The following is a 25,879-nucleotide window of genomic DNA, read 5'->3' on the forward strand; positions in this document are numbered from 1 at the left end:
GCTGCATTGTGTCCGAATCCGCGGCGCCGATCGCAGCCGTTGCCCAGCACGGCCGCGGCGCGCTGCGCGCAAGCCTATGCGGCGGACCGGCGCCAGCATCGGCGCGTCGCCGCGCCGGAGCAGGGCGACCGTCCGGCGCTGCCCATGCGCCGGGCCGCGACGGGCCTGCGGCGACGTGCGCGGCGTCTGCCCGAACCGTCTGCAGAAGGAACATCCCGAGTGAACGCGCTGTCTGAACAGATCCTTTCCGAATTGCGCCACCTGCTGAGCGAGATGAGCGACGGCGGCAGCGTCGGCCCGTCCGTCTATGACACGGCGCGAGCTCTACAGTTCCGCGGCAACGTCACCGGTCGGCAGGACGCATACGCGTGGCTCATCGCGCAGCAACAGGCCGATGGAGGATGGGGAAGCGCGGACTTCCCGCTGTTCCGTCATGCGCCCACTTGGGCGGCGTTGCTGGCATTGCAGCGTGCCGATCCTCTTCCCGGCGCTGCCGACGCAGTCCAGGCTGCAACCCGGTTCCTCGAGCGCGAGCCCGATCCCTACGCGCAGACGGTGCCGGAAGACGCGCCGATCGGCGCGGAGCTGATCCTGCCGCAGTTGTGCGGCGAGGCCGCATCCTTGCTGGGCGGCGTGGCGTTTCCGCGCCACCCGGCGCTGTTGCCGTTGCGGCAAGCGTGCCTGGTCAAACTGGGGGCGATGACGACGTTGCCGAGCGGTCATCCGTTGCTGCACTCCTGGGAAGCCTGGGGGACGTCGCCGACCACCGCATGCCCGGATGACGACGGCAGCATCGGCATCAGTCCGGCGGCCACCGCCGCGTGTCGTGCGCACGCCGTGACACAGGGGAGCACGCCGCAGGTCGCGCGCGCCGACGCGTATCTGCAGGCGGCATCGCGGGCGACGCGCAGCGGCATCGAAGGTGTCGTTCCCAACGTCTGGCCGATCAATGTGTTCGAGCCATGCTGGTCGCTCTACACCCTGCATCTGGCGGGGCTGTTCGCGCATCCCGCGCTCGCCGAGGCGGTGCGTGTGATCGTCGCGCAGCTCGACGCCCGCCTGGGCATGCGCGGTCTGGGCCCGGCCTTGCACTTCGCGGCCGATGCGGACGACACCGCCGTTGCGTTGTGCGTCCTCCGCCTTGCAGGCCGCGACCCGGCGGTCGATCCGTTGCGCCATTTCGAAATCGGCGAGCTGTTCGTCACCTTCCCCGGCGAGCGCAATGCCTCGGTGTCGACCAACATCCATGCCCTGCATGCGTTGCGACTGTTGGGAAAGCCCGCCGCCGGCACCAGCGCCTACGTCGAGGCCAATCGCAACACGCACGGTCTATGGGACAACGAAAAATGGCACGTTTCGTGGCTGTATCCCACCGCGCATGCGATCGCTGCGCTGGCGCAAGGCAAGCCCCAGTGGCGCGACGAGCGCGCGCTGGCGGCGCTGCTGCAGGCGCAGCGCGACGACGGCGGCTGGGGCGCCGGTCGCGCGTCCACATTCGAGGAAACCGCCTATGCGCTGTTCGCGTTGTACGTGATGGACGGGAGCGAAGAGCCGACAGGGCGCCGGCGCATCGCGCAGGCGGTGGCGCGTGCACTGGAGTGGATGCTCGCCCGCCATGCGGCGCATGCATCGCCGCAGACGTCGCTGTGGATCGGCAAGGAACTGTATTGCCCCACCCGGGTCGTGCGCGTGGCCGAACTCGCCGGGTTGTGGCTGGCGCTTCGTTGGGGGCGGCGCGTCCCGGCCGAGGGAGCAGGAGCGGCGCCATGATTCAGACCGAACGCGCGCTGCAGCAGGTGCTGGAGTGGGGGCGTTCCCTGACCGGGTTCGCCGACGAGCATGCCGTGGAAGCGGTCAGGGGCGGCCAGTACATCCTGCAGCGCATCCACCCGAGCCTGCGCGACACCAGCGCCCGCACCGGCCGCGATCCGCAGGACGAAACGCTGATCGTGGCGTTCTATCGCGAACTGGCGCTGCTGTTCTGGCTCGACGATTGCAACGACCTTGGCCTGATCGCGCCGGAGCAGCTCGCTGCGGTGGAGCAGGCGCTGGGGCAGGGCGTGCCGTGCGCGCTCCCCGGATTCGAGGGCTGCGCTGTGCTGCGTGCTTCGCTGGCCGCGCTCGCCTACGATCGTCGCGACTATGCTCAGCTTCTCGACGATACCCGGTGCTACTGCGCGGCGCTGCGCGCCGGACACGCGCAGGCGGCAGGGTCGGAACGCTGGTCCTACGCCGAGTACCTGCACAACGGCATCGATTCGATCGCCTACACGAACGTGTTCTGTTGCCTGTCGTTGCTGTGGGGGCTGAACATGGCGACCTTGCGCGCGCGTCCGGCGTTTCGCCAGGTCCTGCGGCTCATCTCCGCGATAGGGCGCCTGCAGAACGATCTGCATGGACGCGACAAGGACAGGTCGGCCGGCGAGGCCGATAACGCGGCGATCCTGCTGCTGCAGCGCTATCCGGCTATGCCTGTGGTGGAGTTCCTAAACGACGAGCTGGCCGGCCATACGCGCATGCTGCACCGGGTGATGGCTTCAGAACGCTTTCCCGCGCCGTGGGGACCGTTGATCGAGGCCATGGCGGCCATCCGCGTGCAGTACTACCAGACCTCGACCAGCCGCTACCGCAGCGACGCTGCGGGGGCAGGCCAGCGTGCGCCAGCCTGAACGCGCGGGAGGCGGCGGCGTGCGCGCGCTGCCGTCGGTCCGATCCGACGCAACGCCGTCGCCCGATGTGACGGATGGAGCGAGCATGAGCGACACCGCCCTGAGCCGGCGCAAGGACGACCATCTGGACATCGTGCTGGATCGGCGAACGGCGCCGGCCACGATCGCCGCCGGCTGGGAGTACATCCGTTTCGAACACTGCGCATTGCCCGAGTTGGACCTGACGCAGATCGACCTGCGCGCCTCGCTGCTGGGCAAGACCATGCGCGCGCCGCTGCTGATCAGCTCTATGACTGGCGGCACGTCACGCGCCGAGGCCATCAACCGGCATCTGAGCGAGGCAGCGCAAGTCTTGGGGATCGCCATGTGCGTCGGTTCGCAGCGCGTGAGCCTGCAATCCCGCAACTCCCAGGGGCTGACACGCGCGCTGCGCCGCCTGGCCCCAGACATTCCCTTGCTGGGCAATATCGGCGCTGCGCAACTGCGCGAGACCGACGGCCTGGACCTGGCGCGCCGGGCGGTGGATGCGCTGGAGGCCGATGGACTCATCGTCCATCTCAATCCGCTGCAGGAAGCGGTACAGCCGGAGGGCGACCGCGACTGGCGCGGCGTCCTGGCGCAGATCGCTCGCGCCGCGCGCAGCGTGGGCGTGCCGATCGTGGCTAAGGAAGTGGGCTCGGGCCTGTCCGCCTCGGTGGCCTGTGCGCTCGTCGAGGCGGGCGTGGCGGTGATCGATGTTGCCGGCGCCGGCGGCACCAGTTGGGCCGCGGTGGAGGGCGAGCGCGCCCGCGATGCCGCCGACCGTGCAGTGGCGATGGCGTTCGCCGATTGGGGGATTCCGACCCCGGCCAGCGTGCAGGCGGTACGTCGGGCGCTGCCAACGGTGAAGCTGATCGCGTCGGGCGGAATCCGCGATGGCGTCGACGTAGCCAAGGCCATTCGCCTGGGCGCGGACATCGCCGGGCAGGCGGCCGGCGTGCTGCGCGCGGCTACGGTATCCACCGAGGCGGTTGTCGCGCATTTCGAGATCGTCATCCGCCAGTTGGCCGTCGCCTGCTTCTGCACCGGCTCGGCTGATCTCGCGGCGTTGCGTCAGGCGCGCTTGTTGCCCTCGGCGCATCTGCCCGCCGGTTGATGCCGGCGTCGCCCGCACGTGGCGGCGGGCGCCTAATCTTACTGAGCCAGAAAGTCGCGGATGCGGGTGGATTCGCGCTGGCGCGGATTTGTTAGGGTGTTGCTTCGTGATCAGGGAAGCGCCCGGCGATGCCCGACTGGACAGCTCAGAGTGAAGCCGCATTTGACGCTTATGTCGATGCTTTGATCGGGGTGATCGGCCAAGCCGAACGAGCTGAGCCCCTGAAGGGATCGGAACAAGGTGCGCCGGGAGACCGGCAAGGAGTAGATGGTGCAAGTCCATTGCAATGAAGGAGTAGCGATCCACATTGACGCCCAGTCATGCGCGGTCGGTCGTGAGGAGACCGGTAACTTCTCTGGGGTCAAACACGGGTTGTTAGGCTCGAGCAGTCCATCAGCATCGTTTTGAGACAAAGCGATGGCGGTGGAATGGACGCTTACGATCGAGGGCCGGAACGAATTTGGTGAAACATGCCGGAAGGAGGTCCGCATAGACAAGAGCTGGGAGAGCCTATTCGACGGCGACATCGGCTTGTCGATCGGCGATAGCAAGAGGATCATGGCAGCGCTGCAGAACGCGGTCGTGAATCATGAGGCGGAGACGTATGCCCTTCTTCGCCGGGTTTGCCCGGAGTGCCATACGTTCCGACCGCGTCAAGGACTACACGACACGCCCGATCCGAACCGTCTGCGGCACCGTTGAGGTTCGCAATCCCCGGATGCTGTGCCGGGAATGCCGTCCAGGGATGGTCGGTGCTTTCCGCCGCCGAAGGAAATTTGTCCCGATCGAGCGACACCGGAGCTGATGGAACTGACGGCGCGGCTAGGAAGCATGCTGCCCTACCGGCAGGCGCCGAAGGTGCCAGACTCAATTGAGCCAATATGCGACGAGAGCGGCGAGATGAACAGTGGCCAAGAAATTCCCGGCCAGCTTGTCGTATCGGGTGGCGATGCGGCGGAAGTCTTTAGCCTGCAAAAACAGCGCTCGATGACTTTCGGCCTTTGTAGGCGCGTTTGTTGAAGCGATGGATGACAACGCGGTTGGATTTGTTAGGGATGACGGGCTTGGCGCCGCGACGAACAATTTCGCCCCGAAGGTCGACGCCGTCATACCCTTTGTCAGCGAGGAGCGCGCTCGTGGGCCGCCCGAGCGCCAGAACATCGGCCGCGATATCGGCATTCTGGCCTCGGGTCAGATGCCGGACGACCGGCCGGCAGAGCGGATCGCTCAGCGCATGGATTTTTGTCGTGCGGCCTCCGCGCGCGCGGCCGATTGCTTGATTGTGCTCCCCCCTTTTCCGCCGGAGGCACACCGGTGAGCTTTAATCGAGGTCGAGTCGAGCGACAGCACGACGCCGTCTTCGCCGGGCTTGGCCAGCGCTTCGAAGATTGCGCACCATCGCCCGCGGTTGGCCCCGCGGTTGAAGCGATTGTAGACGGCCGTGTAAGGGCCGTATTCACGCGGGCAGTCGCCCCATCGCGCACCCGACTGCAGCGTGTGAATGATCCCGGGTCGTCGTCCCGATCCGGCCCCGTCAGTCCCGTCGGCAGATGAGGCTCGATACGTCCCCATTGCCGATCATTCAGCCAAAACAAACCCGCGCGCATTCTCTCGCCCCCGAATCAAAAACTCACAGGAGAGGGAATCACCTGGCGCTATTTAGGTACAGGTCCTGGGACAGCTTCGGTTGCGGCATTCTGCATAGCTTCGCTTCGTTCTCACAACATTGAGGACGGCGGCCAAGTCTGCTCAGCTATCGCTTGGCTTGGCTCGATCGATCGGCACCCCGCCGTCGCATTTTGAGGCTCTGCGGAACTGCATGTACGAGGCAAACCGCTCGACGCTGGCTCGCTGGGTTCTCTCGAGCGATGCAACCTGCGCGTTACCCAATCCCCGGGTCGGTTTCCATCGTCCATGGGCGCAGCTCGTCGACAACTGTCGGCTGGCGAGCATCGACGCGCGACATCTCTGCGCCACGCAGGCTGGCAAAGGCCTGGCGCACAGCGCGAAAGCCGATCCATACATCGTCGATCCGCCCTCTGAAATGTGACCGCGATCATGAACCGATGAGCACTGGAATGTCCGGATCCCCATGGATGCAGTCAGCCGGACCGTCGCGGCCAGCCGCTCCTCGGTGCAATTGACGACAGTGCTCTTGACCAACACACGCTTAGCAGAGTGGCGGTGTGTTCTCTCCCGAAAGGTAGGCCGATAAGTCCATCACCAGGGTTTGTCAGAGCCAGTCCCGGCGAAGCGGGTGCAGTGACTCTCTCTGCGGCATACTCGTCGAGCTGGTGAGAGAGAGGGTCTGAGGCGATGCCTCAGACGGGACGGTTTTCGCTTCTGTTCTTCACCGGCTCCATTTTGGCCAGGCCGTCCTCGTATGAAATTTCCGTGTATGATCCACCGATGTCCTTGGCCGCGTCGAGCAAGTAGTCGAGCCTACCGGCCGTACCGAGCTTCTTGATGTCATTCTTGTCGACGCCGGCGAGGTCCATCATCTCCTTCCATACAGTTGATTCGTCGCAAGGCAGAATGCGGAAGGTGATGTCGCCTATCTTAGTGCGGTACTTCGCGAGCAGATCAATGTTGTTGCAGAACATGAAATAGCTGCCTTTGGGGCTCAGCCTGCCATCCAGAACCTTTGCGGCCTGAGGTAGATAGGCGAAGGAATGCAGATATCCGGCAAGGACTGGGATGGTCGGTTCGCCTTCCTGCGCGATTGCAAGAACTTGTTCGATGGAATAGTCCGGCGGTCGTTTTTCGTCGGCGAGCTGGGCTTGGAACTTCAGCGCGATGTCGCCCCGAAATCCAAATCGCCCCGACTTCGTTGTCTCGGTCTTAAGCACCGCATTCAGCAACCGCCCCTCCTTGTCCAACTGGCCAAGAGCGGTGTTGTCGATCGACGTCATGGAAGGCTCCTCATCAATCTGTCGTGTACATTCATCGCCGAACGCGGCGTGTCCGCTAACCCTATGCAAGTTGTTTGCCGTGCGCCTATGTCTGCAGCGACGCACAGCGTAAGCGGCGGCTTGGCGCAATGTGCATGAATACGTGCCGGCACCATCACGAGGTCTCGGCCGGATGAGGTCGGGACGCCGGAAAACCGCCTGTCGCAAAGCCGACAGGTCGCAAATCGTATGGTCGCCGCCTGCAAAACCAATTGATTTCAGCTGCATCTCGACTGGCATGGGATTTGCGAATTGTGCCTCGCGACAGAAACTGAGAGCGAGCCAGAAATGATCAACCTAACGGATAGCGCCATCAACGCACTGAAGGCCGCAATCTCCTCGACAGCCCAGCCGGCAAGCGGTTTGCGGGTCATGGTCGAAGGCGGCGGTTGCCAAGGGTTCACATACAAAATGGGTCTTGCTCATGAGCCGGTCTCCGATGAGCCCGTGTTCGAGCAAGACGGGATCAAAGTCTTCGTCGACAAGGCGAGCCGGGCGCATCTCAACGGCACCACGATCGACTTCGTGGTGTCGCTCGAAGGATCAGGGTTCCGCTTCGATAACCCAAATGCCAAATCGAGCTGCTCCTGCGGCAAATCGTTCAGCTGAGCCGCCTTCGGACCATTCGCAATGGAAGGAGCATCGAACATGGGCCTGAAGGCTGAACGAACGAAGCAATCTTCGACTGCAGAGCCTTCCGATCGCCAGCGGATTGTCCGCGCCGTGCTCGATGAGAGTCGGCCAAGGCTCAGGCGTGATCGTGGGGATTGTGAGCTCGTCGAAATCGAAGGCAACAAGATCATGGTCAGGCTCACCGGCGCCTGCATGTTATGCAAGCTTGCGGGAACGACGCTCGCGGCCATTCAAGCGCGCCTGATCGAGCGGCTCGGCGAGTTCGTCCGCCTGATCCCGCTCCCCGGAGCTGCCAAAGTGGGGCCTTAAGTGCAGAGCGGACAGTCCGTGCGGCCGATCTACCTGGATAACAACGCGACGACCCGTGCCCATCCTTTGGTGGTCGCGGCAATGCTGCCGTTCTTCTCTGGGCAATTCGGCAATGCGTCGTCCGCGCATGCATTCGGCATTGAGGTTGCGCCGGCATTGAAGCAAGCGCGCCAGAAGCTGCAGGCCCTCGTTGGCGCGGCATTCGATCACGAGATCGTCTTCACGTCGGGCGCGACTGAATCCGACAACACAGCGATCCTGTCCGCGCTCGCGGTGCAGGAGGGGCGCGACGAGATCGTCACAACGGCCGTTGAGCATCCAGCCGTGCTGTCCCTTGCCGAGGAGCTGGGCCGACGAGGAATCAAGACCCATGTCATTCCGGTCGATGCAAGCGGCCGATTGAACATCGAGGCTTATCGCAACGCATTGTCGAGGCGCACGTCAATCGCCTCGGTCATGTGGGCCAATAATGAGACCGGTACGATCTTTCCGGTGAAATCCCTCGCCAGGATGGCGCGCTCAGTCGGCGCGCTCTTTCACACGGACGCGGTCCAGGCGGTCGGGCGGATTCCGATTGACCTGAAGACTACGGACATCGACATGCTGTCGCTCTCCGGCCATAAGCTTCATGGTCCGAAGGGGATCGGCGCACTGTATGTGCGCAAGGACATCAAGTTCCGACCGCTGATCTTCGGCGGCGCACAGGAGCGGCATCGCCGCGGTGGCACCCAAAACGTTCCGGGCATTGTTGGGCTCGGCAAGGCGGCGGAACTCGCTGCGGCACACCTCATACAAGAGCAGATGCAGATTGGCGTCCTTCGCGACCGGCTGGAGCAAGGCATTCTCGCTCTCGGCTGTTGCATCGTGCTTGGTCATATCAAGAACCGCTTGCCAAATACGTCTAACATTGCATTCGAGCATCTCGAAGCAGAGGCCATCGTCGACCACCTGAGCCGCAACGGAATTGCCGTCTCACTCGGTTCAGCCTGCGCGTCCGGCTCGATGGAGCCGTCCCATGTCCTGCGCGCGATGAGAGTACCACCGGCCTTTTTGCGCGGTGCGGTTCGCTTCTCGCTGTCGCGCGAGACGGCGGCGGATGAGATCGATCGTGTCCTGCAAGTCCTGGCCGACATCAATGCCAAACAGAGAGCCTTGTGGCGTGCGTGTCAGGAGCGCGCGGGCGAGAGATCACAACTTGCGGAGCTCCTATGAAGGTCATGATTCGCCGTTCGCCCGAGACGGGGCTTTCGATTTACGTGCCCAAGAAGGATCTTGAGGAGTCGATTGTCGAATGTGAGCACGAGACGCTGTGGGGTGGTTGGATTCGAATCGCGAATGGCTGGGTGCTCGACCTACCCGCGATGGCGAGTGACACCATCCTTCCAATCACTATCAACGCCAAGAAGCGCGGCGGCGAAGCAACCGAATGATGAATGCTGCGACTCCACAGAACCTCGCCAAACCGGCGGATGCGGAAGCTCTTCTTGGCGGAGCGGTTTGGCCCCTGCGAGGAAGGCCACATCATTCTCTGGCTTTGGCTTGGCGTGACCGAAGGTTCCAGCCGAGCGTGCCGATGACTCCGGAAGCGCTCGAAGCATTCTTGGGAACCAAGAAGGCGCCGACGCGCGGTGCCACACGCAATATCTCGGCCTAGGCCAGCACTGAGGCGTTGGGCCAGCGAGATGGCGTTGATGGGAAGGCCCTCGCGAGGGACCTTTGTGCTGACATCGCCAGCCCGGTCGTTGCATTCCGCACATCTTCACAGCGTCAGGCCAATTGCTGCAACTCCGCAAGATTCAGTTTCGAGAGGATTGAATCTCGGGCCAGCTCGTAGCTTGCAAATCTTGATGCAACGTTCGCGATGCAAATCCTTGAATCAGTCGAACTACGCGTCAAGACTAAGGTTGTAAATGAAGCATGGTCAGACAAGGAGCGTCGATGGCGCGCGAACTGGAAGGCCAACGCCCTCCGCTCCTGACGATGATCCCTATCTATGGTTGGAACAGATCGAAGGCGCGCGGGCGCTGAACTTCGTCGAGCGGCAGAATAGCAGAACCCTGGAGGTGTTTGGCGGACCCGCAGCCGAACGAGACGGAGATGCGCTGACAGCGATTTACGACCGACCTGACAATATCCCTTATGTCAGCCGGCGCGGCGGGTATCTCTATAATCTGTGGAGGGACGCCACTAATCCACGCGGCCTCTGGCGGCGAACCACTCTGAAAGAGTATCGCACGCTGAAGCCGTCATGGGACATTCTGCTCGACCTCGATCAACTTGCCGTCAGCGAAGGCAAAGACTGGCTTCTGAATGCCACGGCCGCACCGCCTGGAAATCACTCGCGATGGATCTTGAGTCTATCGCGCGGCGGAAGCGATGCCGTCACTTTGCGTGAATTCGATTCAGACACGAAGCTCTTCATCCACGATGGCTTTATCTTGCCGGAAGCCAAAGGCAGCGGCGTATGGCTCGATTCCGATACGCTGGTGTTGTTAAGCTCCCATGGCGACGGCATGGCCGCGACCACCGGCTATGCGCGCACGGTGAGGCTGTGGCGGCGTGGTACGCATGTTGACGAAGCGGCAGTGATCTTTGAGGCCAAGGCCGCTCATGTGTCCGTCGGTTGCAGTGTTGACGACACTGTCGTGCCGCCCAGGATCTGGTTCCTCGATGCGACAGACGTCTCCAACTGCGTGGTCTGGCTGGGCGATGAAACGGGCGCCAAGACGAGGCTCGACTTGCCAAGTAACATCTGGATGCGGTCGCATCGCAACTGGCTTGCCCTGAAGCCGCGCGAATCCTGGTCTGTGGCAGGGCAGACCTATGCCGCGGATACGGTGCTCGTCATCCCGCTGCCGGCATTCCTGGCGGGCAGCCGCCAGTTCGAGATTCTCTTCGAGCCGGGGCCGCGCCGTGCGCTGCAGAGCTTCTTTTGGAGTGCGGGCAAAGTTGTGCTTTGTATTCTCGACGAACTCCGGCCAGTCTTCGAGAGCTGCACGCCATCCGAGCATGGCTGGAACTGCGAGCAATTGGGCGGGCTTCCTGATCTTGGCGTGGTCGACATCTGGTCTCTCGATCGCAATCCGTCCGAGAGCAATGGCGACTTGCTGGCTCACGTCGAGGATCCGCTCACCCCGCCGTCCCTCATCCTGATGGAGCGGGGCGTTGGCAGTCCCGCCGTGCTGAAGCAGGCGCCGAAGACGTTTGCCGCGGAGCACTGCGTGGTCACGCGGCACGAGGCCATCTCGATCGACGGTGAGCGAATTCCCTACCTACAGACCGGCCCGGTCAGACAGACCGGCAACGCGCCGGTCCATCTGAGCGGATATGGCGGGTTTGGGATCTCCGTGAAACCGTATTACAATTCCGCGCTCGGTAAGCTTTGGCTTCAATGCGGCGGCACCACGGTTCAGGCAAATTTGCGCGGCGGCGGTGAGTTCGGCACGCGCTGGCACGACGCCGGCCGGCTGGCCGGCAAGAGATTGTCGCATGACGATTTCGCAGCCGTTGCCGCCGATCTCGTTAAGCGCGGCGTGACACAGGCCAAGCGGATCGGGGCCGAGAGTGGATCGAACGGCGGCATCCTCATTACCAACATGCTCACGCGATATCCCGGGCTCTTTGGCGCACTGTTCTGCACCGTCCCGCTGATCGACATGCGCCGCTACACCAAACTGCTCGCCGGGGCGAACTGGCTCGCCGAATATGGCGATCCCGACAACGCTGAGGAGTGGGAGTGGCTGAAGACCTATTCTGCCTATCATGCCGCAAGACCCGGGCAGTCCTATCCACCGATCCTGATGGCCACCAGGCGGCGGGACGATCGCGTCCATCCCGGACATGCGCGCAAAATGGCAGCGAAGCTGCAGGCGATGGGCTATGAGGCTTATTTCTACGAGCATGCCGCCGGCGGCCACGGAAATGGCAAGGACAACAGGGAGCACGCCAGCTTGTTGGTGCTGGGCCTGCGTTTCCTGAAGAGCAGGATCGGCTGGCTGGATACCGAGACGTCAGCGACGTAGTGTAGTTGTTGGACGGCAGTTCGTGCGATGTCGACCGAGGCGGCTGCAGCCTTACGAATCTGATCGGCGTCCAAACCCGCACGACCTATTCGAGATGCCAACCAACATTTGGACGCACGGTCCAATTCGTGGCCGTCGGCACCCTGGCCACCCGGCGTTTCTCTTCACCCCGACAATGCCTTCCGGAGTGTCAGGGCAGGGGCCCGCGTGATCTTCACGACATAGGTCGGTAACAGGGGCTGCTTCTTGTCTGCATCTACGTAGGATCGCCGGTTCAAGTTGTCCTTCAAAGCGTCCGGAAACGTCTTTTGCGGATTGTGCTTTGCATACGCGTCACATTTCGGCGACAAGATCAACTCACCAGCCGCCATGCTCTTGGCCCAAGGGCATAGATGAAGCAGCGTACCCGCCGTCATCATAGCGCGGCCAGCGCTCTTGTGATCGCAATTTTTGTCAACTTTCCAACATGAGTTGATAAAACGGACATTCGAGCAGGCGTTATCTAACTGCTTGAAGCGAACCAAAAAATTCGTTTGTGGCAGGTATGGCACGCCAGTTGCTCTTGGCTTTTCAGAAACGATTCTGGGGATGCTTGCCTGGAAGGATTCGACTTGCGAAGAGAATTGGAAAAATGAGTACTTCAGCGCAACACCAGGTATCCTGCGGCGGCGGCGAGATCAGCGAGACCATGCAAGTCATGGCTAAGCACAAGAGCTGCGGTACGGTCGGTGGAAGCGGCAAGGCGAGCTGCGGATCTCAGGCCGGCATCGGCAATGTGCCAAATGAGGTCTGGGAAAAGGTGAAGGACCATCCCTGCTACAGCGAGGAGGCGCACCACCATTATGCCCGCATGCATGTCGCGGTCGCGCCCGCCTGCAATATCCAGTGCAATTACTGCAATCGTAAATACGATTGCGCCAACGAATCGCGCCCCGGCATTGTCAGCGAGAAGTTGACGCCGGAGCAGGCCGCCGAGAAGGTGCTGGCGGTCGCTTCCGCGATCCCTCAGATGAGCGTGGTCGGCGTTGCTGGCCCTGGCGACCCCCTGGCGAATCCGGACAAGACATTCAAGACGTTCGAGCTCGTCAATAAACTCGCGCCAGATCTCAAGCTGTGCCTCTCGACGAACGGTCTGGCGCTAGCTGATCATGTCGACACGATCGCAAGACTCAAGGTCGATCACGTGACGATCACGATCAACATGATCGATCCCGATATTGGCGCAAAGATCTATCCCTGGATCTTTTACCGCCACAAGCGCTACACAGGCATTGAAGCTGCAAGCATCCTCAGCAATCGGCAGCTCCAGGGCCTGGAGATGCTCACCGCGCGCGGCATCCTTTGCAAAGTCAACTCGGTGATGATTCCCGGGATTAACGATCAGCATTTGGTTGAGGTTAACAAGGCCGTGAAGTCGCGCGGCGCCTTCCTGCATAACGTGATGCCGCTGATATCGTCGCCCGAGCATGGCACCGTGTTCGGTCTCAGCGGGCAACGCGGCCCGACCGCACAGGAAGTGACAGCATTGCAGGATAGCTGCGAAAGCGAGATGAACATGATGCGTCACTGTCGCCAGTGCCGCGCCGACGCCGTCGGACTGCTTGGGGAGGACCGCGGCGCGGAGTTCACCATGGAAAAGATTATGGCCATGGACATCAAATATGATGAGCAGGCCCGAAAGGAGTATCAGGCCAAAGTCGAGAAGGCGCGCGTTGCAAAGCTTGCGGCCAAGCAGGAGCAGCTTGCGGGGCTCGCCAGCGCGTCCAGCCAAATCAAGGTGCTGGTGGCGGTTGCAACCAAGGGCTCGGGATTGATCAACCAGCACTTCGGTCATGCCAAGGAGTTCCAGATCTACGAGCTCTCGACTTCAGGCGCAAAATTCGTTGGCCGTCGTCCTATTCATCCCTATTGCCAGGGCGGCCATGGCGAGGACAGCAAGCTCGAAATCGCCATCGGCGCCATCAACGATTGTCATGCCGTGTTCGTGTCAAAGATCGGCGGCTGCCCTAAGGCCGAATTGATCAAGGCCGGAATCGAACCGGTCGATCAGTACGCCTACGAGTTCATTGATGGCTCGGCGATCGCCTGGTTCAAATTCTATCTCGATAAAGTCAATGAGGGGAAGATCAAGCACGTTGAGCGGGTCGATCCGGCGGCCTGCCGCAATGCGCTGATTTCCGCCGCCTGAGGATGGGTTCAGACAATGCCGTTCAAGATCATCGCCTCGCAATGCACGGGCTGTTCGGCGTGCGAAACGCAGTGCCCGAACTTTGCTATTTCCGAGCGAGCCGGCGTTTTCCTGATCGATCCTGAGAAATGCACCGAGTGCGCCGCCTACTTTGATGAGCCGCAATGCGTGGCGGTTTGCCCGGTTGACAATACATGCGTGCTAGACACGGCACTGCCGCGTCACCAGGAGCCTGCTTGAGAGCTACGATGGATGTCAACTAAAGATTCAGAAACTCGGGCGGATGATGCTCCGCCTTGACGAGGCGCCGGCCGCGGCTTTCGCCTTCTCTGACCAGGTGGACGGCTCGCCCTGGTCCCAAACGTTTCTCGCAAGTTGCCAAGTCATATTCTGGCGACGAGCACGTCGGCGGGAGCGCGTCGAGCTATTCCTGTCGGCCCGAAGGCCGCCGTCTTGAGCGTGGAGGATCGATTTCGCCGATGGGCCCACGAAGAGCGGACGCGTCTTCCGCGACATCAATCCAGGCACCTGCGGCCATTGTTGATCAGGCGACATTCATGCCCGAGGCCTTCTTCAGTTGGTCATCCGAAAGAGGGCGTCCTCGCCGAGTCCTGTCTTGGTCGCACGGTGTCGAGTCGGCCGAGCATCATCCCAGGGCGACAGGGCTATCCTATCACCTCGATGAAAGTGCAGAAAGTACACCTGCGGCACGCCAAGGCGTTCGCACCGGATCACGTGATGCGGAAACGAATTTCTTGCCACTGGTGCGCTGGGCGCCACCAAGCCGGAATTCGGCTGCTATGAGAGCACCTCGTGTGGGTCTTCCGTTCTCGCTCGACGCATATTGTCGACTTGCAGATGCGTCTCGGGCAACTGGGGAAGAACGGCAGCTGTCGGGAGACTGCTGGGGCTTTGCCCCGCGGACAAGGCTGGCGCCAAGGTGTTGTTGGGCACGCTCGAGCGTATGGGCGGGACCGTGAGTGATGACGTCCACCATGCCATCGGTTGCCGGGGTAATCAGGTCGACTCTGTCGGCTGTGCGCATCCCGCGCTGAAGCACGCGCCTCGCCGCCGGCTCAAGCACGCCTCCCTCGATGGCAGACGCGCGTGCCGCGTCGATGGCTTCTTCAACATCAACTCATGGGCTCACGACAGTCTCGAGCATCTGGAGTTTAGGTTGCGGGCGTTGATGTTGCTGCACCGGGATCCCGACAGGCTCATGCAATCCGTGATCGCAAGCGCCGCCGTGCGGGAATGGAGGGGGTTGATCGAGCATCATGATAGGGTGGTCCGTAAGGCCGGGCGCCTGCAAGGCGCGGTACAATTGAACTATGGAACAGGGACGCAGCATGAGCAACATCGCCCGTGACAGTGACATCGTCGAGCTGACGGACGCCCCCTTCTTTGATTATGGTGACAACGTGCGGGCCAACCGCACCATCCGTAACGACGGCACCTATGTGGGCAAGGACATCGGTGAGGTTCTGGTCAAGAAAGGCGAGCTTGGCTATGTCATCTCCATCGGCACGTTCCTGCAACAATTTTATATCTATGGAGTCGAATTCCTCGGCTCCGGCAATCGCGTCGGCATGAAATGCAAGGAGCTCGATCTAGTCACGCCAAGCCACGAAGGCGAGGAGCCGTTCTTGCCAGGAGCGGCACCCCGATGATCGAACCAAGATCGCCAAAATACCGGTCAGGCCAACGTGTCAAGGCGGCAATCGATCTGCTCAACGACGGTTCCTTTCCCGGCGCGTCGGCGGAAGAGTGTCTGGTCAGCGTCGGGTACATTGGTGAGATCGTCCAGGTCGGTCGCCATACGGAAGCGAACCTACCCATTTATATGGTCGACTTTGGCAAGCACTTGGTGGTTGGCTGCCTCGAGGCAGAAATCTCTGCAGTCTAGGATATCGCGCAATGAACGCTGCAATCATCAGACGACATCATTCCGGATTGCCTGCGCATCCCAACGAGCTCGATCGGTGGCGGATCGTGCGCGCGCTGACGAAGCGCCAGCACTACCGATATGTCTCGCCAAAGGTGACAGCGGTTGCTGGCGGCTATCTGGTCGAGAGCCCGTGCTGCTCAGGCAATATCAATGCGGAGGGCGGCCTCGTCGACGTCGCGCTGCTGCACCACGATAGGACTGGGTCGGCATGGCAGCTGCTCCGCAAAGATCACCGCAAGGGCGTCTGGGAGTGGCATTCGACCCATCAACGGCTTGGCTTGGCGACAGCGGTTCTGAACGCCGACCCTGAACGTTTGTTCTGGCAATAAGGATTGTGGAGATGGTGCTCGAAGGCGACCTGACGGAGATCGAGCAGACGCTCGCCGCTATAGATACAGCCTCTGAGCCCTGCCTGACGCTCCGGCAGAAAGTTCCACATCTTGCCTTCTTGCGAGGCGTCCGACATGACGCAGAGTCCGTTCCGCCGGCTTGGAGTTCCACCTGCATCTGCTCGACAGTGGAGATCACTGTGTAAAGATCACGAATGATCCACACCGCGCCGCCGGCATTGTGCTGGCCAAGCGCTCTGGCAAGTCATGATCAAGCAATCGCCTTCCGGTGCCAAGCTCACACAGGACGGCTAGGCCCGCGGGTTGCTTGCCATGCCGTAGTGCCCGGCCCGGGAAATATCACGATCAGGTCGCTCGCTCGTTCATCGGGTCCATGTGACGGGGGCAGGCGATGGTCTCGCAGAAGTGTTCGCTGAGGGCGGAATTGCCTGGGTATCTCAACGTGGCTTATTAATCCAAGGATACTGCGGTAGATCAAATGGGGATGAGCGAACCGTGCTCGATCAGCTGACGAGGAGTAACGGTCAGGCATTGCAAGATTTGGCTTTGTGAGTACTCGCCCTTAAGTCCGCAGGACTTGAGAAAATAGGAGAAGACGTTTGCTCTTCGCGCGGTAACGCCGTGCACTTGCCGTGAAGGCCCGTTGATGCGCGCGCAAAGTGAGGCAGTGCGACTGTCCCGGCCGATCCGCGCTACTCCATCAATAGTATTGGCGCCTGGAAATATCATACTACAAAATTGGTGAGTGAAGTCGGCGCATTCAAGCAAGAAGCGCTTTTCGAATTGTTTTTCGAAGACGCATCGAGCTTCCCTTCTCTATGGCTTGCTTCCATGTTGAAGGGGCTGACGTGCACGTCGAAAATCGGGTTTGTCACGCGGATAAAGATCCAGAGGACAGAGGACAAATTCGCGTGTAGTTCCAGTTCTTATCTCGAAGAGAAAAATCCGCTTGAATAGTTCTCGATGACCATTGATATGGTAATGGGAAGCAGTTGCGTCTTCGCCAAGAACAAGACGCTGCAGGCAAATGTGCAAAGCGAAATCGGAGAACACGTGGCAAAAAGCACCAAGCGCAAAGAGTATACTAAGGATGACGTCAAGCTGCTCAAAGCGCACTCAAAGGCCCGCACCCCTGTAGCTAGGGTTTCAAAGCTTATGAAGCGATCCGAGGGCTCTCTAAGACAGAAAGCACGTACCTTGGGGATTGGCTTGGGTCACCAGCGCTGAGATACGCGTGAATGTTCGGAAATTGACCGGCGTGATGATCGAGGCGGGCCAGGCGGCTTACGACCGCCGGGCCACCTGATCTTTTCAGGTCCCTGCGCCCGAGGGGCAGTTCGCGCGATGAACGAGCTGACCGGTTTGCTGAGCGGCTTACACCGTGAATATAGATTTACTGAGCTGGGAAAATACGGTCCGCGAGCGTGCCGGCGGATCATCATCTCGGCCGGTAGACGTCATTCGGCGCTGAGCCATCTCCCTCTGCCTCTCGAGGCGCGGCGACTGGAACCTAAAATGGTTGCCCTAAGAGGGAGCTTGGCACCATTTTTCCCAGCGCGGGGGCCGACTCGTCGGCAGAAAGAAGGGAATAGCCGCGATCCGGCCTACGGCGACAACATAGGTAGTCCGGCAGGAGATGTGCAGACAGCAGGCGCAGAAGCGTACAAGCATTTTGTATGTTCATGCGGAACCGCGCCGGCATCCTCTTGTATGCGGGATTTGTTGTGAGGTGAGCAAAGCAATGGTGAACATTGTTCATCGTTATCATCGAGACCGTCGATTTCGCCGCCGCGAGTGCCGCGCGCGGACAGCGCGGCGGCCGCGGCAGACTCCATGTCGGTAATGAGAATTGAATTGCGGGCCGCACTCGCTAGCAGCAGGCCGCCGCATTTGCGGTAAGATCGTCTCATCTGGTATCCGACAAACGATTGAATCTGACGTCCTTCGAATGCGGGAGCTGCTCCTTGCTGCACTTTCGATATGTTGCCTCAGGCAATTTTAAGCGTGTCGCCGCCGATTTCGCGGTTGCAAGGGCAGAGCTCATCAGTCTGTATCGCATCCAGGACGCGTAACGTGTCAGTCGGGCTGCGGCCGACATTGAGGCTTGTCGCATAGACATGCTGGATCGTGTTCTCAGGATCGACGATGAAGGTGTAGCGATGCGCGATGCCATCACGCGATCGCACTCCAAGGCCATCGACCAGTGCGCCCTTGGTGTCGGCAAACTGCCAGATCGATAGACGGTGCAGATCCTTGTGCTCACGCCGCCAGGCGAGCTTGCAGAACTCGTTATCGGTCGAGCCACCAAGCACGATTGCATTGCGATCGGCGAACTGCTTGGACAGGCGAGCAAACTCAGCAATTTCGGTTGGGCAGACGAATGTGAAATCCTTCGGGTAAAAGAAGATGACTTTCCATTTTCCGGGGAAACTCCTCTCAGTCAGCGCCTCGAAGGCGCTCAGCCCGTTCTCCTCTTGCAGGTGAAAGCCGGGCTTCACGCCTGTGATGTCGAACGGCGGCAACTTACTTCCAATTCCAGGCATATTGTCCTCACAACATCGCGTCACACGGAAACAGCGTTCCGCGATTGGCAAAGCAAGCGATATGCCACCCATCTGACGGCAAGTACCCATCATGCCGATCGTGGAACATTCGCCTTTTATGATGCCGGTGTCCTTGAACCTCATCTGCACCGTGTGGTCTCCTGAATTGACTCGGCCCAGCATTTCCTGTCCGCGCTCTTTCGCCCGGCACTCGTAGTGGAATCCACGCGCCGGGCTTTGTCGGGTTTGTCTCAGAGCTCCTGCCGCTGTCGGGTCCGCCACAGCATCCAGTCTCGGACATTGCGCTATTAGCCGAGCCTAGTCAGATGCTTAACGCGCGTGCGAACGAATGGCACGCCAGTTGCTAACTGGATGCAGCAACGAGTGAGGGCTGAGGGCACGCCGACGCCGAGGGCGAGCGGTGGCCTCCTTCCCGAAACCCGTGTGCCCACGTTTCTGAGAGAGAAACAGCCTCGCGCGTTCCGCGCGAAAAATTGGCAATCGGTTGATGGAGAGCAACATGTCTTCGCTGAGACAAATCGCATTTTATGGCAAGGGTGGCATCGGTAAATCGACAACGTCGCAAAATACGCTGGCGGCTCTTGCTGAGCTGGGCCAAAGGATTCTCATCGTCGGCTGCGATCCGAAAGCGGACTCGACTCGCCTCATCCTGCACGCCAAAGCGCAGGACACCATTCTGAGTCTGGCGGCGAATGCCGGCAGCGTTGAGGACCTCGAAATCGAGGACGTCATCAAGCTCGGCTACAAGGACATTCGATGCGTCGAGTCCGGCGGTCCAGAGCCGGGGGTGGGGTGCGCCGGAAGAGGCGTGATCACTTCGATCAACTTTCTGGAGGAGAATGGCGCCTATGAGGACATCGACTATGTCTCTTACGACGTGCTCGGCGACGTTGTCTGCGGTGGCTTCGCGATGCCTATCCGCGAGAACAAGGCACAGGAAATCTACATCGTGATGTCCGGAGAGATGATGGCGATGTATGCCGCCAACAACATCTCCAAGGGTATTCTGAAGTATGCGAATTCCGGCGGCGTGCGCCTCGGCGGCCTGATCTGCAACGAGCGGCAGACTGACAAGGAGCTGGAGCTGGCAGATGCTCTTGCCAAGAAGCTCGGCAGCCGGCTGATCTACTTCGTGCCACGAGACAATGTCGTGCAGCACGCGGAGCTGCGCCGCATGACTGTGCTGGAATACGCGCCAGAGTCCAAACAGGCGGATCACTATCGCAATCTCGCGACCAAGATCCACAATAATGCGGGACAAGGCGCCATCCCGACGCCAATCAGCATGGACGAGCTCGAGGATATGCTCATGGAGCACGGCATCATCAAGCCTGTCGACGAGAGCCTGGTCGGCAAGACCGCCGCCGAGCTCGCCGCTGTTTCGGCATAGTTGATGTTTTCGGCCTTCTCGACCGGGGAAGGCCGACATCGTCCACTCAGAAGCTGGGGGACCTTCATGATTGGCACACAAAGCAAATTGGCCGATACGACGTCATCTCCTGTATCAGCAGCTCACATCGCCGAGCAGCGCGATGCAAGTGAGCTCTACGGGCTTCTGACCGGGCGCCGTCCAACAGAAGTCGACATCAGCGACGATGCCGATTTCGATCGCCATGTGCTCGCTTGCGTTCTCGCCGCATCCGCTATGGATGGCGGCCAACTTCCCGAACGGGCTGGCTTGACTACCCAGGAGCTCGATGCGCTCTTGGTGCAATACTTCCCATCCACCCCAGTCAGGAGTTGTACCTGGCGCGAACAGTCCGCGTTACCGGCTCCTGACGAGACGATTATGGTGCGCGACCTCCTGCTTGCGCAACGTTCCACTCATGGCGAGGTCGGCGGTTGGCTCGCGACGATGATCGCGCGGCGCGCCATGGAGCCTAATCACCTGTGGGAAGATCTCGGTCTGCGGGAGCGGCACGAATTGTCCCGCCTCCTGATGCGCCATTTCGGGCCGCTGGCGGCTCGCAACACCAAGAACATGCGCTGGAAGCGCTTCTTCTATCGCACGCTATGCGAAGATGACGGTCTGGTGATCTGTACCACGCCAGTCTGCACGGAATGTAATGATTTTGATCTTTGCTTCGGCGAGGAGAGCGGGGAGAGCCGGATGGCCGGACGCCGGCGGGATCATCTGCGTCGTCTCGATGACTCAGTCCAACCCATCCCAAGTTCGCAAGACTGAGCTCATAATGGATGCCCCCTCCTGCTCGAGTCCCGGTGTGCTGGGCGAGCGAGCCGGCAATGCGCCGCTGGAGGAAGCTGCCGTCGCAGTTAGGCAGCTCTACGGCCGTGATACCGGCGTGCTGGTATCTGAACTGGAAAAGCTCGCGGCCGCCGTTGTAGCCGCAGCGTGCCGCACGATTGCGCTCAACACGGCGGTTGTCGGCGAGCATGTCGTTACCCATAAACCCGGCATCCACAGTGGGCTCTCAAAAAGACCGGCCCACCTACCAAGCGCTGGACCCGGGGTTACTCGGCCGCTCCCACCGCATTGTGATGGGCAAGCATTCAGGCCTTGCCGCTATCACTTCGCTCTTGTCCGAGTTGCAGCTTTCGGTCACCGCCGAGCAAACCGAAACCATTCTCGCGCGCGTCAGCAAGCATGCCATCGAGCACAAAGGTCCGGTTTCGCAGAAAACGGTGGTGGCGATCTGGCGCGACATTCACGAGAGATCGCTCGTCAACCGAGGGCGATCGGGTGGTCAGCCATGCGCATCGCGCGATCAGGTTGGAACATTCGAGCCAGGATGGTTTCTCGGCGCGGATCTAATGGAGGTTGAAAATGACGACGGACGGGATCCTTTCGCAATTGAACAAGGCCTCGGCGGCAGAGGAGTTTTTTGCACTGCTCGGCGTCGAGTACGATGCGAAAATCATCGACGTGGCGCGGCTTCATATCCTGCGTCGCATGGGTCAATATCTCGCCGGCGAGGAGTTTACCGGTGCATCAGATCCTGACATCGCCTCGCGTTGCAAGGCCACGCTTGAGCGCGCCTATGCCGACTTCGTCACGTCCTCCCCGATCGAACAGCGCGTGTTCAAGGTCCTGAAGGATGCGGCCGCACCACAACCGAACAAGCATCCAGCATTGGTGCAGCTCGGTTCTTTGGAGTGAATTGAGTTTATATCTCGTGCTCTGGAGCGTGAAGGTTCAGAGAACCTGCCAACGACCCAAGTTGCAGTTACGGCCTCGCGGATCCGCAGCTTGGACACTCGGCTCCTTAAGGTAATCACGGCTCAGCCCGGATATTTCCGTCGTTTCAAGCTGGTCTCATGGTGCAGCTATCTCCTGCAATGGTACGCCGGCAGCGGGGAGCGCATATTTGGCGAGGAAAGCGCAGCAAGGTTCGGATTAATGTCTTCTGTCGCATTCCGGACAAGGGTCAGCACGGTTTCGAATCTTCCGATCCTCGTGAGAGGCTGCCAATCCGATTTCCTTCAGTATGATTCTGTATTGGCGGTCAATTTTCATCGTCTGCGCAATTGGTACGACAATTGCTGACATATGCTCAGCTAGTCTGGAGAAGCGAATGCACATCTTGGTCCGCATCGAGTTTGTTTTGGACGCCACGCAGTGTCGCGCGCGCTGCCTGTCGGCATCATGATGCGTCACGACGCCAAAGCGATGGTTGCATATTCCGGCTTGGCTGAGCTGAAAGCTGCGCTTGATCCGCGCCAAAGATTCGTCGACGAAATCACTCCCGTTGGCCGATCTATGGCCGAGACTTCCCGCGGGGACCCCTTGCTCTCCAGCGCCGGCCGCGCGGCGCCGTTGACGGGCGACTTCACCGCCGGCCCTCGTGCCCTCGCCAAGAGTTGCGGGCGTGTCGCTGCAATCGGCAAGATTGCGAGGGCATTCAGAGTAAAGGATCGCGTTTTCACCGGCAAGCTCGCGGCCGACAATGGCACCAGCCGAGCCTCACGTAGGTCCTCGATCTGTTCCAGCTCGGTTGCATCTCCAAGATGAGGGGGAGCAATCGATCGGCTCGCGTGACCGCGCGGTTGCGCGCCTCACTAGCTGCCAAATGGTGGCCCCAGAATGCCGAACCCGGAAAGAACCCGAAGCGCGTGCTTCCGGGCTCGTCGACAAAAGTCCAGCAATGGGTGTCTCGGCCCCGCGCTGCTGCCAGGCGGTGTTGACAAAATGAGGGCGTGCACGCGGCCGAACGTTAACTGAAGCAATCTTCACCCGCGAAGTCAAAGCTGGAGGCGGAGCACGCTTCGCTGGCGAGCCGCTACTGAACACGGATGGGAGTACAGATGATGAGCACCGCACCCAAAAGCGCAGCTCCGGCCGCGGGTGGTGGTCGCGCGGCGACCAAGAGGGAGCTGCCCGAACGATTCAAAGCGTATAAGCACGTCTGGGTCTTCATCGAGCAGGAACGCGGGATAGTACACCCCGTCTCCTGGGAGCTGATGGGTGCCGGCCGACGGCTTGCCGACAAGCTCAACGTTGACCTCGCCGCGGTTGTCATCGGCCCAGTCGGGGAGTCAACGCAGCAGGCGGTCGCCGAATCCTTCTGCTACGGCGCCGATCTCGCCTATATCGTCGCGGATGATCTATTGGCCGATTATCGCAATGAATCCTACACCAAGGCCCTGTCAGAGCTGGTCAATACGTACAAGCCGGAAATCCTACTCCTAGGGGCAACTACACTCGGCCGCGATCTCGCCGGTTCAGTGGCCACCACACTGCTCACCGGCCTAACTGCCGACTGCACCGAACTCGATGTCGATGCCGACGGCTCGCTTGCAGCGACCCGGCCGACGTTTGGCGGCTCACTATTGTGCACGATCTACACACTGAACTACCGACCACAGATGGCAACCGTCCGTCCGCGCGTGATGCCGATGCCCGAGCGCGTGACCGGCGTGGTCTGGCGCGTCATCTCGCATCCGCTCGGGCTTGTAGAAGAAGATATCGTCACAAAGGTGCTGTCGTTCCTGCCAGACCGCGATTCTAAAAAGTCCAACCTTGCATATGCCGACGTGGTCGTCGCTGGAGGGCTCGGTCTGGGGTCGCCTGAGAACTTCCAACTGGTACAGCAGCTCGCGGACGTGCTTTGCGCCGAATATGGCTGCTCGCGGCCGCTGGTCCAGAAGGGCTGGGTCACCTCGGACCGACAAATCGGCCAGACCGGGAAAACCATTCGGCCAAAGCTCTATATCGCGGCCGGTATTTCCGGCGCGATCCAGCATCGCGTTGGCGTGGAGGGGGGCGACCTCATCGTTGCCATCAACACCGACAAGAACGCTCCGATCTTCGACTTCGCCCACATCGGCATCGTCACCGATGCCATTCGACTGTTGCCCGCATTGACCTCTGCATTCCGCGCGCAGCTGTCGCCGCACTCGCACGACCGCATCGCTGGATAGGGGGAGCTTGTATGATCGAGGAAAGATTCGACGCGATCGTCGTCGGTGCTGGCATGGGCGGGAATGCGGCAGCGCTGATCATGGCCGAACGGGGCCTAAAAGTGCTGCAGCTGGAGCGCGGCGAGTATTCAGGGTCGAAGAACGTGCAAGGCGCCATCCTCTATGCCGATATGCTGGAGAAGCTGATCCCGAATTTCCGAGAAGATGCACCGCTTGAGCGGCATCTCGTCGAGCAACGCTTCTGGATCGTGGACGAGCGTTCGCACACCGGGATTCACTATCGCTCCGATGACTTCAACGAGGAAAAGCCGAACCGCTACACCATCATCCGCGCCCAGTTCGATAAATGGTTCTCGCAGAAGGTCCGCGAGGCCGGCGCCACGGTGCTGTGCGAGACCACGGTGACCGAGCTCCTCCAGGATTCCGATGGGAGGGTCGTCGGGGTGCGCACAGATCGAGATGGGGGTGAAATCCATGCAGATGTCGTCGTGCTGGCCGAGGGGGTGAACGGAGTGCTGGGAACGGGTGCGGGCTTAAGAACGCGGCCGAAACCGGACAAGGTCGCACTCGCGGTCAAGGAGATGCATTTCCTATCGCGCGAGACAATCGATGCCCGCTTCAATCTAAAAGGCGACGAGGGGCTCGTCATCGAAGCCGCCGGAAGCATCTCCCGCGGCATGACCGGTATGGGCTTCATCTATTCCAACAAGGAATGCATATCGCTCGGTATAGGCTGTCTTGTTGCCGACTTCCAGCGAACCGGCGAGACGCCTTACGGCCTGCTCGAGGGGTTCAAGCGTCACCCGTCCGTCGCGCCGTTGATCGAGGGTTCGGAAGTAAAGGAATATTCCGCGCATTTGATCCCCGAAGGTGGATACAAGGCGATCCCGCAGCTTTGTGGTGAGGGCTGGGTCGTTGTCGGAGACGCCGCCCAGCTCAACAACGCCATCCATCGCGAGGGGTCCAATCTGGCGATGACGTCGGGCCGTATCGCCGCGGAAGCGATCTGCCTTATCAAATCGCGAAATGATCCGATGACGGCCAAAAATCTTTCGCTTTACAAAAAGCTGCTGAATGATTCGTTCGTGATCAAGGACCTAAAGAAGTACAAGGATATGCCGGCACTGATGCATACCCACTCGCAGAACTTCTTTCTCACATATCCGCAGCTCTTCTCCAAGGCGATGCAGGATTACGTGCGCGTCGACGGCACACCAAAGCTTGAGAAAGAGAAGCTGATGCTGAGCTCGTTCATCAAGGCGCGGTCGTGGAGTGGACTGTTCAGCGATGCCCTGCGCATAGCCCGGGCCTGGCGGTGATCACAAACCAAAGACAACGACGAACGACGGAGCCAGAAACAATGCCGAGCGAGCCATCCCGACGTGTCGAGGACAAACTGTACTACAACCGCTATCTCGTTGATTCCGGCCGCGCCCATATCAAGGTGCGACCGCACACCACACCATCCTCGCGGCTCTTATCGATGCTGAAGGCCTGCCCTGCACGGTGCTACGAGCTCAGCGATAAAGGTCATGTTGAGGTGACAGTCGACGGATGTATCGAGTGCGGTACCTGCCGGGTGATCTGCGAAGAAAGTGGCGATATCGAGTGGAGCTACCCACGTGGCGGTTACGGTGTGCTATTCAAATTTGGTTAAAGCTTCGGGGTAGCGGCTGATTGGCAGGCTGCGGCGTTCTCGCGATACAACGAGATCACGCGCGAAATTGAGAT

Annotated in this window: 25 protein-coding genes and 2 pseudogenes; 24 read left to right on the forward strand and 3 right to left on the reverse strand. The window is 60.6% G+C overall.

What is annotated here, in order from left to right:
* Positions 1-219: 219 nt before the first annotated feature.
* The 4 genes from IVB12_RS08170 to IVB12_RS08185 all read left to right on the forward strand — a co-directional run bounded on the left by IVB12_RS08170 (position 220) and on the right by IVB12_RS08185 (position 4,506).
* Complete coding sequence (locus IVB12_RS08170) at positions 220-1,770, forward strand: hypothetical protein (protein ID WP_247297589.1); 1,551 nt, start codon at positions 220-222, stop codon at positions 1,768-1,770.
* On the forward strand, positions 1,767-2,669 hold the full coding sequence (locus IVB12_RS08175) for a hypothetical protein (protein WP_247297521.1): 903 nt from the start codon (positions 1,767-1,769) through the stop codon (positions 2,667-2,669). The genes IVB12_RS08170 and IVB12_RS08175 overlap by 4 nt, the downstream gene beginning before the upstream one ends.
* An 85-nt stretch (positions 2,670-2,754) precedes the next feature.
* Complete coding sequence (gene fni, locus IVB12_RS08180; RefSeq protein ID WP_247297522.1) at positions 2,755-3,804, forward strand: type 2 isopentenyl-diphosphate Delta-isomerase; 1,050 nt, start codon at positions 2,755-2,757, stop codon at positions 3,802-3,804.
* A gap of 417 nt (positions 3,805-4,221) precedes the next feature.
* Positions 4,222-4,506 (forward strand): hypothetical protein, encoded by a 285-nt coding sequence (locus tag IVB12_RS08185; protein WP_247297524.1) that lies wholly within the window; start codon positions 4,222-4,224, stop codon positions 4,504-4,506.
* Between the two features lie 165 nt (positions 4,507-4,671).
* Here IVB12_RS08185 and IVB12_RS08190 read toward each other — a convergent pair.
* A pseudogene (locus IVB12_RS08190) lies at positions 4,672-5,430 on the reverse strand (IS5 family transposase).
* Between the two features lie 193 nt (positions 5,431-5,623).
* On the opposite strand from IVB12_RS08190, the gene IVB12_RS08195 reads away from it, so the two are divergent.
* Positions 5,624-5,854, forward strand: a complete 231-nt coding sequence (locus tag IVB12_RS08195) for a hypothetical protein (protein ID WP_247297526.1) — start codon at positions 5,624-5,626, stop codon at positions 5,852-5,854.
* 271 nt (positions 5,855-6,125) lie between these two features.
* Here the strand turns inward: IVB12_RS08195 and IVB12_RS08200 are convergent, their stop codons facing one another.
* Positions 6,126-6,716, reverse strand: a complete 591-nt coding sequence (locus IVB12_RS08200; RefSeq protein WP_247279047.1) for a hypothetical protein — start codon at positions 6,714-6,716, stop codon at positions 6,126-6,128.
* Positions 6,717-7,043: 327 nt separating this feature from the next.
* On the opposite strand from IVB12_RS08200, the gene IVB12_RS08205 reads away from it, so the two are divergent.
* The 12 genes from IVB12_RS08205 (at position 7,044) to IVB12_RS08260 (ending at position 17,432) form a co-directional block, all read left to right on the forward strand.
* Positions 7,044-7,364: an iron-sulfur cluster assembly accessory protein gene (locus tag IVB12_RS08205; RefSeq protein WP_247279072.1), complete on the forward strand. Its 321-nt coding sequence runs from the start codon at positions 7,044-7,046 to the stop codon at positions 7,362-7,364.
* Between the two features lie 39 nt (positions 7,365-7,403).
* On the forward strand, positions 7,404-7,697 hold the full coding sequence (locus tag IVB12_RS08210; protein ID WP_247297528.1) for a NifU family protein: 294 nt from the start codon (positions 7,404-7,406) through the stop codon (positions 7,695-7,697).
* 18 nt (positions 7,698-7,715) lie between these two features.
* The gene (gene nifS / locus IVB12_RS08215) at positions 7,716-8,909 is read left to right on the forward strand and encodes a cysteine desulfurase NifS (RefSeq protein ID WP_247297529.1); all 1,194 of its coding nucleotides are present in this window, start codon (positions 7,716-7,718) and stop codon (positions 8,907-8,909) included.
* Entirely contained in the window at positions 8,906-9,127 is a 222-nt protein-coding gene (gene nifT / locus IVB12_RS08220) for a putative nitrogen fixation protein NifT (RefSeq protein ID WP_247279050.1), read from the forward strand. The genes nifS and nifT overlap by 4 nt, the downstream gene beginning before the upstream one ends.
* A 480-nt stretch (positions 9,128-9,607) precedes the next feature.
* Positions 9,608-11,719 (forward strand): prolyl oligopeptidase family serine peptidase, encoded by a 2,112-nt coding sequence (locus IVB12_RS08225; RefSeq protein ID WP_247297540.1) that lies wholly within the window; start codon positions 9,608-9,610, stop codon positions 11,717-11,719.
* 631 nt (positions 11,720-12,350) lie between these two features.
* Positions 12,351-13,907 (forward strand): nitrogenase cofactor biosynthesis protein NifB, encoded by a 1,557-nt coding sequence (gene nifB, locus IVB12_RS08230; protein WP_247297543.1) that lies wholly within the window; start codon positions 12,351-12,353, stop codon positions 13,905-13,907.
* Positions 13,908-13,922: 15 nt separating this feature from the next.
* Positions 13,923-14,147 carry a 4Fe-4S binding protein gene (locus IVB12_RS08235; RefSeq protein ID WP_247297545.1) on the forward strand — a complete coding sequence of 75 codons (225 nt, stop codon included), beginning with the start codon at positions 13,923-13,925 and terminating at the stop codon, positions 14,145-14,147.
* 736 nt (positions 14,148-14,883) lie between these two features.
* Complete coding sequence (locus IVB12_RS08240; protein ID WP_247297546.1) at positions 14,884-15,276, forward strand: 4Fe4S-binding leucine-rich repeat protein; 393 nt, start codon at positions 14,884-14,886, stop codon at positions 15,274-15,276.
* Complete coding sequence (locus tag IVB12_RS08245; RefSeq protein WP_247297548.1) at positions 15,257-15,577, forward strand: nitrogen fixation protein NifZ; 321 nt, start codon at positions 15,257-15,259, stop codon at positions 15,575-15,577. Before IVB12_RS08240 ends, IVB12_RS08245 begins: the two co-directional genes overlap by 20 nt.
* The gene (locus IVB12_RS08250) at positions 15,574-15,813 is read left to right on the forward strand and encodes a nitrogen fixation protein NifZ (RefSeq protein ID WP_247279054.1); all 240 of its coding nucleotides are present in this window, start codon (positions 15,574-15,576) and stop codon (positions 15,811-15,813) included. The genes IVB12_RS08245 and IVB12_RS08250 overlap by 4 nt, the downstream gene beginning before the upstream one ends.
* A gap of 11 nt (positions 15,814-15,824) precedes the next feature.
* On the forward strand, positions 15,825-16,184 hold the full coding sequence (locus IVB12_RS08255; protein WP_247297550.1) for a hypothetical protein: 360 nt from the start codon (positions 15,825-15,827) through the stop codon (positions 16,182-16,184).
* A gap of 984 nt (positions 16,185-17,168) precedes the next feature.
* Positions 17,169-17,432: a hypothetical protein gene (locus IVB12_RS08260; protein WP_247297552.1), complete on the forward strand. Its 264-nt coding sequence runs from the start codon at positions 17,169-17,171 to the stop codon at positions 17,430-17,432.
* Between the two features lie 761 nt (positions 17,433-18,193).
* Here the strand turns inward: IVB12_RS08260 and IVB12_RS08265 are convergent.
* Positions 18,194-18,748: a peroxiredoxin gene (locus IVB12_RS08265; RefSeq protein ID WP_247297592.1), complete on the reverse strand. Its 555-nt coding sequence runs from the start codon at positions 18,746-18,748 to the stop codon at positions 18,194-18,196.
* Positions 18,749-19,268: 520 nt separating this feature from the next.
* Between IVB12_RS08265 and nifH the strand changes: the two genes are divergently transcribed.
* The 7 genes and pseudogenes from nifH to IVB12_RS08300 all read left to right on the forward strand — a co-directional run bounded on the left by nifH (position 19,269) and on the right by IVB12_RS08300 (position 25,805).
* Complete coding sequence (nifH, locus tag IVB12_RS08270; protein WP_026233535.1) at positions 19,269-20,159, forward strand: nitrogenase iron protein; 891 nt, start codon at positions 19,269-19,271, stop codon at positions 20,157-20,159.
* 66 nt (positions 20,160-20,225) lie between these two features.
* A complete protein-coding gene (locus IVB12_RS08275; protein WP_247297553.1) occupies positions 20,226-20,954 on the forward strand; it encodes a nitrogen fixation protein NifQ in 729 nt (242 codons plus the stop codon).
* A gap of 40 nt (positions 20,955-20,994) precedes the next feature.
* A pseudogene (locus tag IVB12_RS08280) lies at positions 20,995-21,436 on the forward strand (homocitrate synthase); the annotation flags it as partial.
* A gap of 118 nt (positions 21,437-21,554) precedes the next feature.
* Positions 21,555-21,887 (forward strand): nitrogenase stabilizing/protective protein NifW, encoded by a 333-nt coding sequence (nifW, locus tag IVB12_RS08285; RefSeq protein WP_247297554.1) that lies wholly within the window; start codon positions 21,555-21,557, stop codon positions 21,885-21,887.
* A gap of 1,148 nt (positions 21,888-23,035) precedes the next feature.
* The gene (locus tag IVB12_RS08290) at positions 23,036-24,148 is read left to right on the forward strand and encodes an electron transfer flavoprotein subunit alpha/FixB family protein (RefSeq protein ID WP_247297555.1); all 1,113 of its coding nucleotides are present in this window, start codon (positions 23,036-23,038) and stop codon (positions 24,146-24,148) included.
* A gap of 11 nt (positions 24,149-24,159) precedes the next feature.
* Entirely contained in the window at positions 24,160-25,467 is a 1,308-nt protein-coding gene (locus IVB12_RS08295; protein ID WP_247297559.1) for an FAD-dependent monooxygenase, read from the forward strand.
* Between the two features lie 41 nt (positions 25,468-25,508).
* A complete protein-coding gene (locus IVB12_RS08300) occupies positions 25,509-25,805 on the forward strand; it encodes a ferredoxin family protein (RefSeq protein ID WP_247297561.1) in 297 nt (98 codons plus the stop codon).
* Positions 25,806-25,879 lie beyond the last annotated feature (74 nt).

The sequence above is a fragment of the Bradyrhizobium sp. 179 genome (assembly GCF_023073535.1).
Classification (GTDB): Bacteria; Pseudomonadota; Alphaproteobacteria; order Rhizobiales; family Xanthobacteraceae; genus Bradyrhizobium.

Coding starts and splice junctions, on each gene's coding strand:
- IVB12_RS08175 (WP_247297521.1), top strand. CDS start 1,767: ATGATTCAGACCGAACGCGCGCTGCAGCAGGTGCTGGAGTGGGGGCGT.
- fni (WP_247297522.1), top strand. CDS start 2,755: ATGAGCGACACCGCCCTGAGCCGGCGCAAGGACGACCATCTGGACATC.
- IVB12_RS08185 (WP_247297524.1), top strand. CDS start 4,222: ATGGCGGTGGAATGGACGCTTACGATCGAGGGCCGGAACGAATTTGGT.
- IVB12_RS08195 (WP_247297526.1), top strand. CDS start 5,624: ATGTACGAGGCAAACCGCTCGACGCTGGCTCGCTGGGTTCTCTCGAGC.
- IVB12_RS08200 (WP_247279047.1), bottom strand. CDS start 6,716: ATGACGTCGATCGACAACACCGCTCTTGGCCAGTTGGACAAGGAGGGG.
- IVB12_RS08205 (WP_247279072.1), top strand. CDS start 7,044: ATGATCAACCTAACGGATAGCGCCATCAACGCACTGAAGGCCGCAATC.
- IVB12_RS08210 (WP_247297528.1), top strand. CDS start 7,404: ATGGGCCTGAAGGCTGAACGAACGAAGCAATCTTCGACTGCAGAGCCT.
- nifT (WP_247279050.1), top strand. CDS start 8,906: ATGAAGGTCATGATTCGCCGTTCGCCCGAGACGGGGCTTTCGATTTAC.
- IVB12_RS08225 (WP_247297540.1), top strand. CDS start 9,608: ATGAAGCATGGTCAGACAAGGAGCGTCGATGGCGCGCGAACTGGAAGG.
- nifB (WP_247297543.1), top strand. CDS start 12,351: ATGAGTACTTCAGCGCAACACCAGGTATCCTGCGGCGGCGGCGAGATC.
- IVB12_RS08235 (WP_247297545.1), top strand. CDS start 13,923: ATGCCGTTCAAGATCATCGCCTCGCAATGCACGGGCTGTTCGGCGTGC.
- IVB12_RS08245 (WP_247297548.1), top strand. CDS start 15,257: ATGAGCAACATCGCCCGTGACAGTGACATCGTCGAGCTGACGGACGCC.
- IVB12_RS08250 (WP_247279054.1), top strand. CDS start 15,574: ATGATCGAACCAAGATCGCCAAAATACCGGTCAGGCCAACGTGTCAAG.
- IVB12_RS08255 (WP_247297550.1), top strand. CDS start 15,825: ATGAACGCTGCAATCATCAGACGACATCATTCCGGATTGCCTGCGCAT.
- IVB12_RS08260 (WP_247297552.1), top strand. CDS start 17,169: ATGACCATTGATATGGTAATGGGAAGCAGTTGCGTCTTCGCCAAGAAC.
- IVB12_RS08265 (WP_247297592.1), bottom strand. CDS start 18,748: ATGCCTGGAATTGGAAGTAAGTTGCCGCCGTTCGACATCACAGGCGTG.
- nifH (WP_026233535.1), top strand. CDS start 19,269: ATGTCTTCGCTGAGACAAATCGCATTTTATGGCAAGGGTGGCATCGGT.
- IVB12_RS08275 (WP_247297553.1), top strand. CDS start 20,226: ATGATTGGCACACAAAGCAAATTGGCCGATACGACGTCATCTCCTGTA.
- nifW (WP_247297554.1), top strand. CDS start 21,555: ATGACGACGGACGGGATCCTTTCGCAATTGAACAAGGCCTCGGCGGCA.
- IVB12_RS08290 (WP_247297555.1), top strand. CDS start 23,036: ATGAGCACCGCACCCAAAAGCGCAGCTCCGGCCGCGGGTGGTGGTCGC.
- IVB12_RS08295 (WP_247297559.1), top strand. CDS start 24,160: ATGATCGAGGAAAGATTCGACGCGATCGTCGTCGGTGCTGGCATGGGC.
- IVB12_RS08300 (WP_247297561.1), top strand. CDS start 25,509: ATGCCGAGCGAGCCATCCCGACGTGTCGAGGACAAACTGTACTACAAC.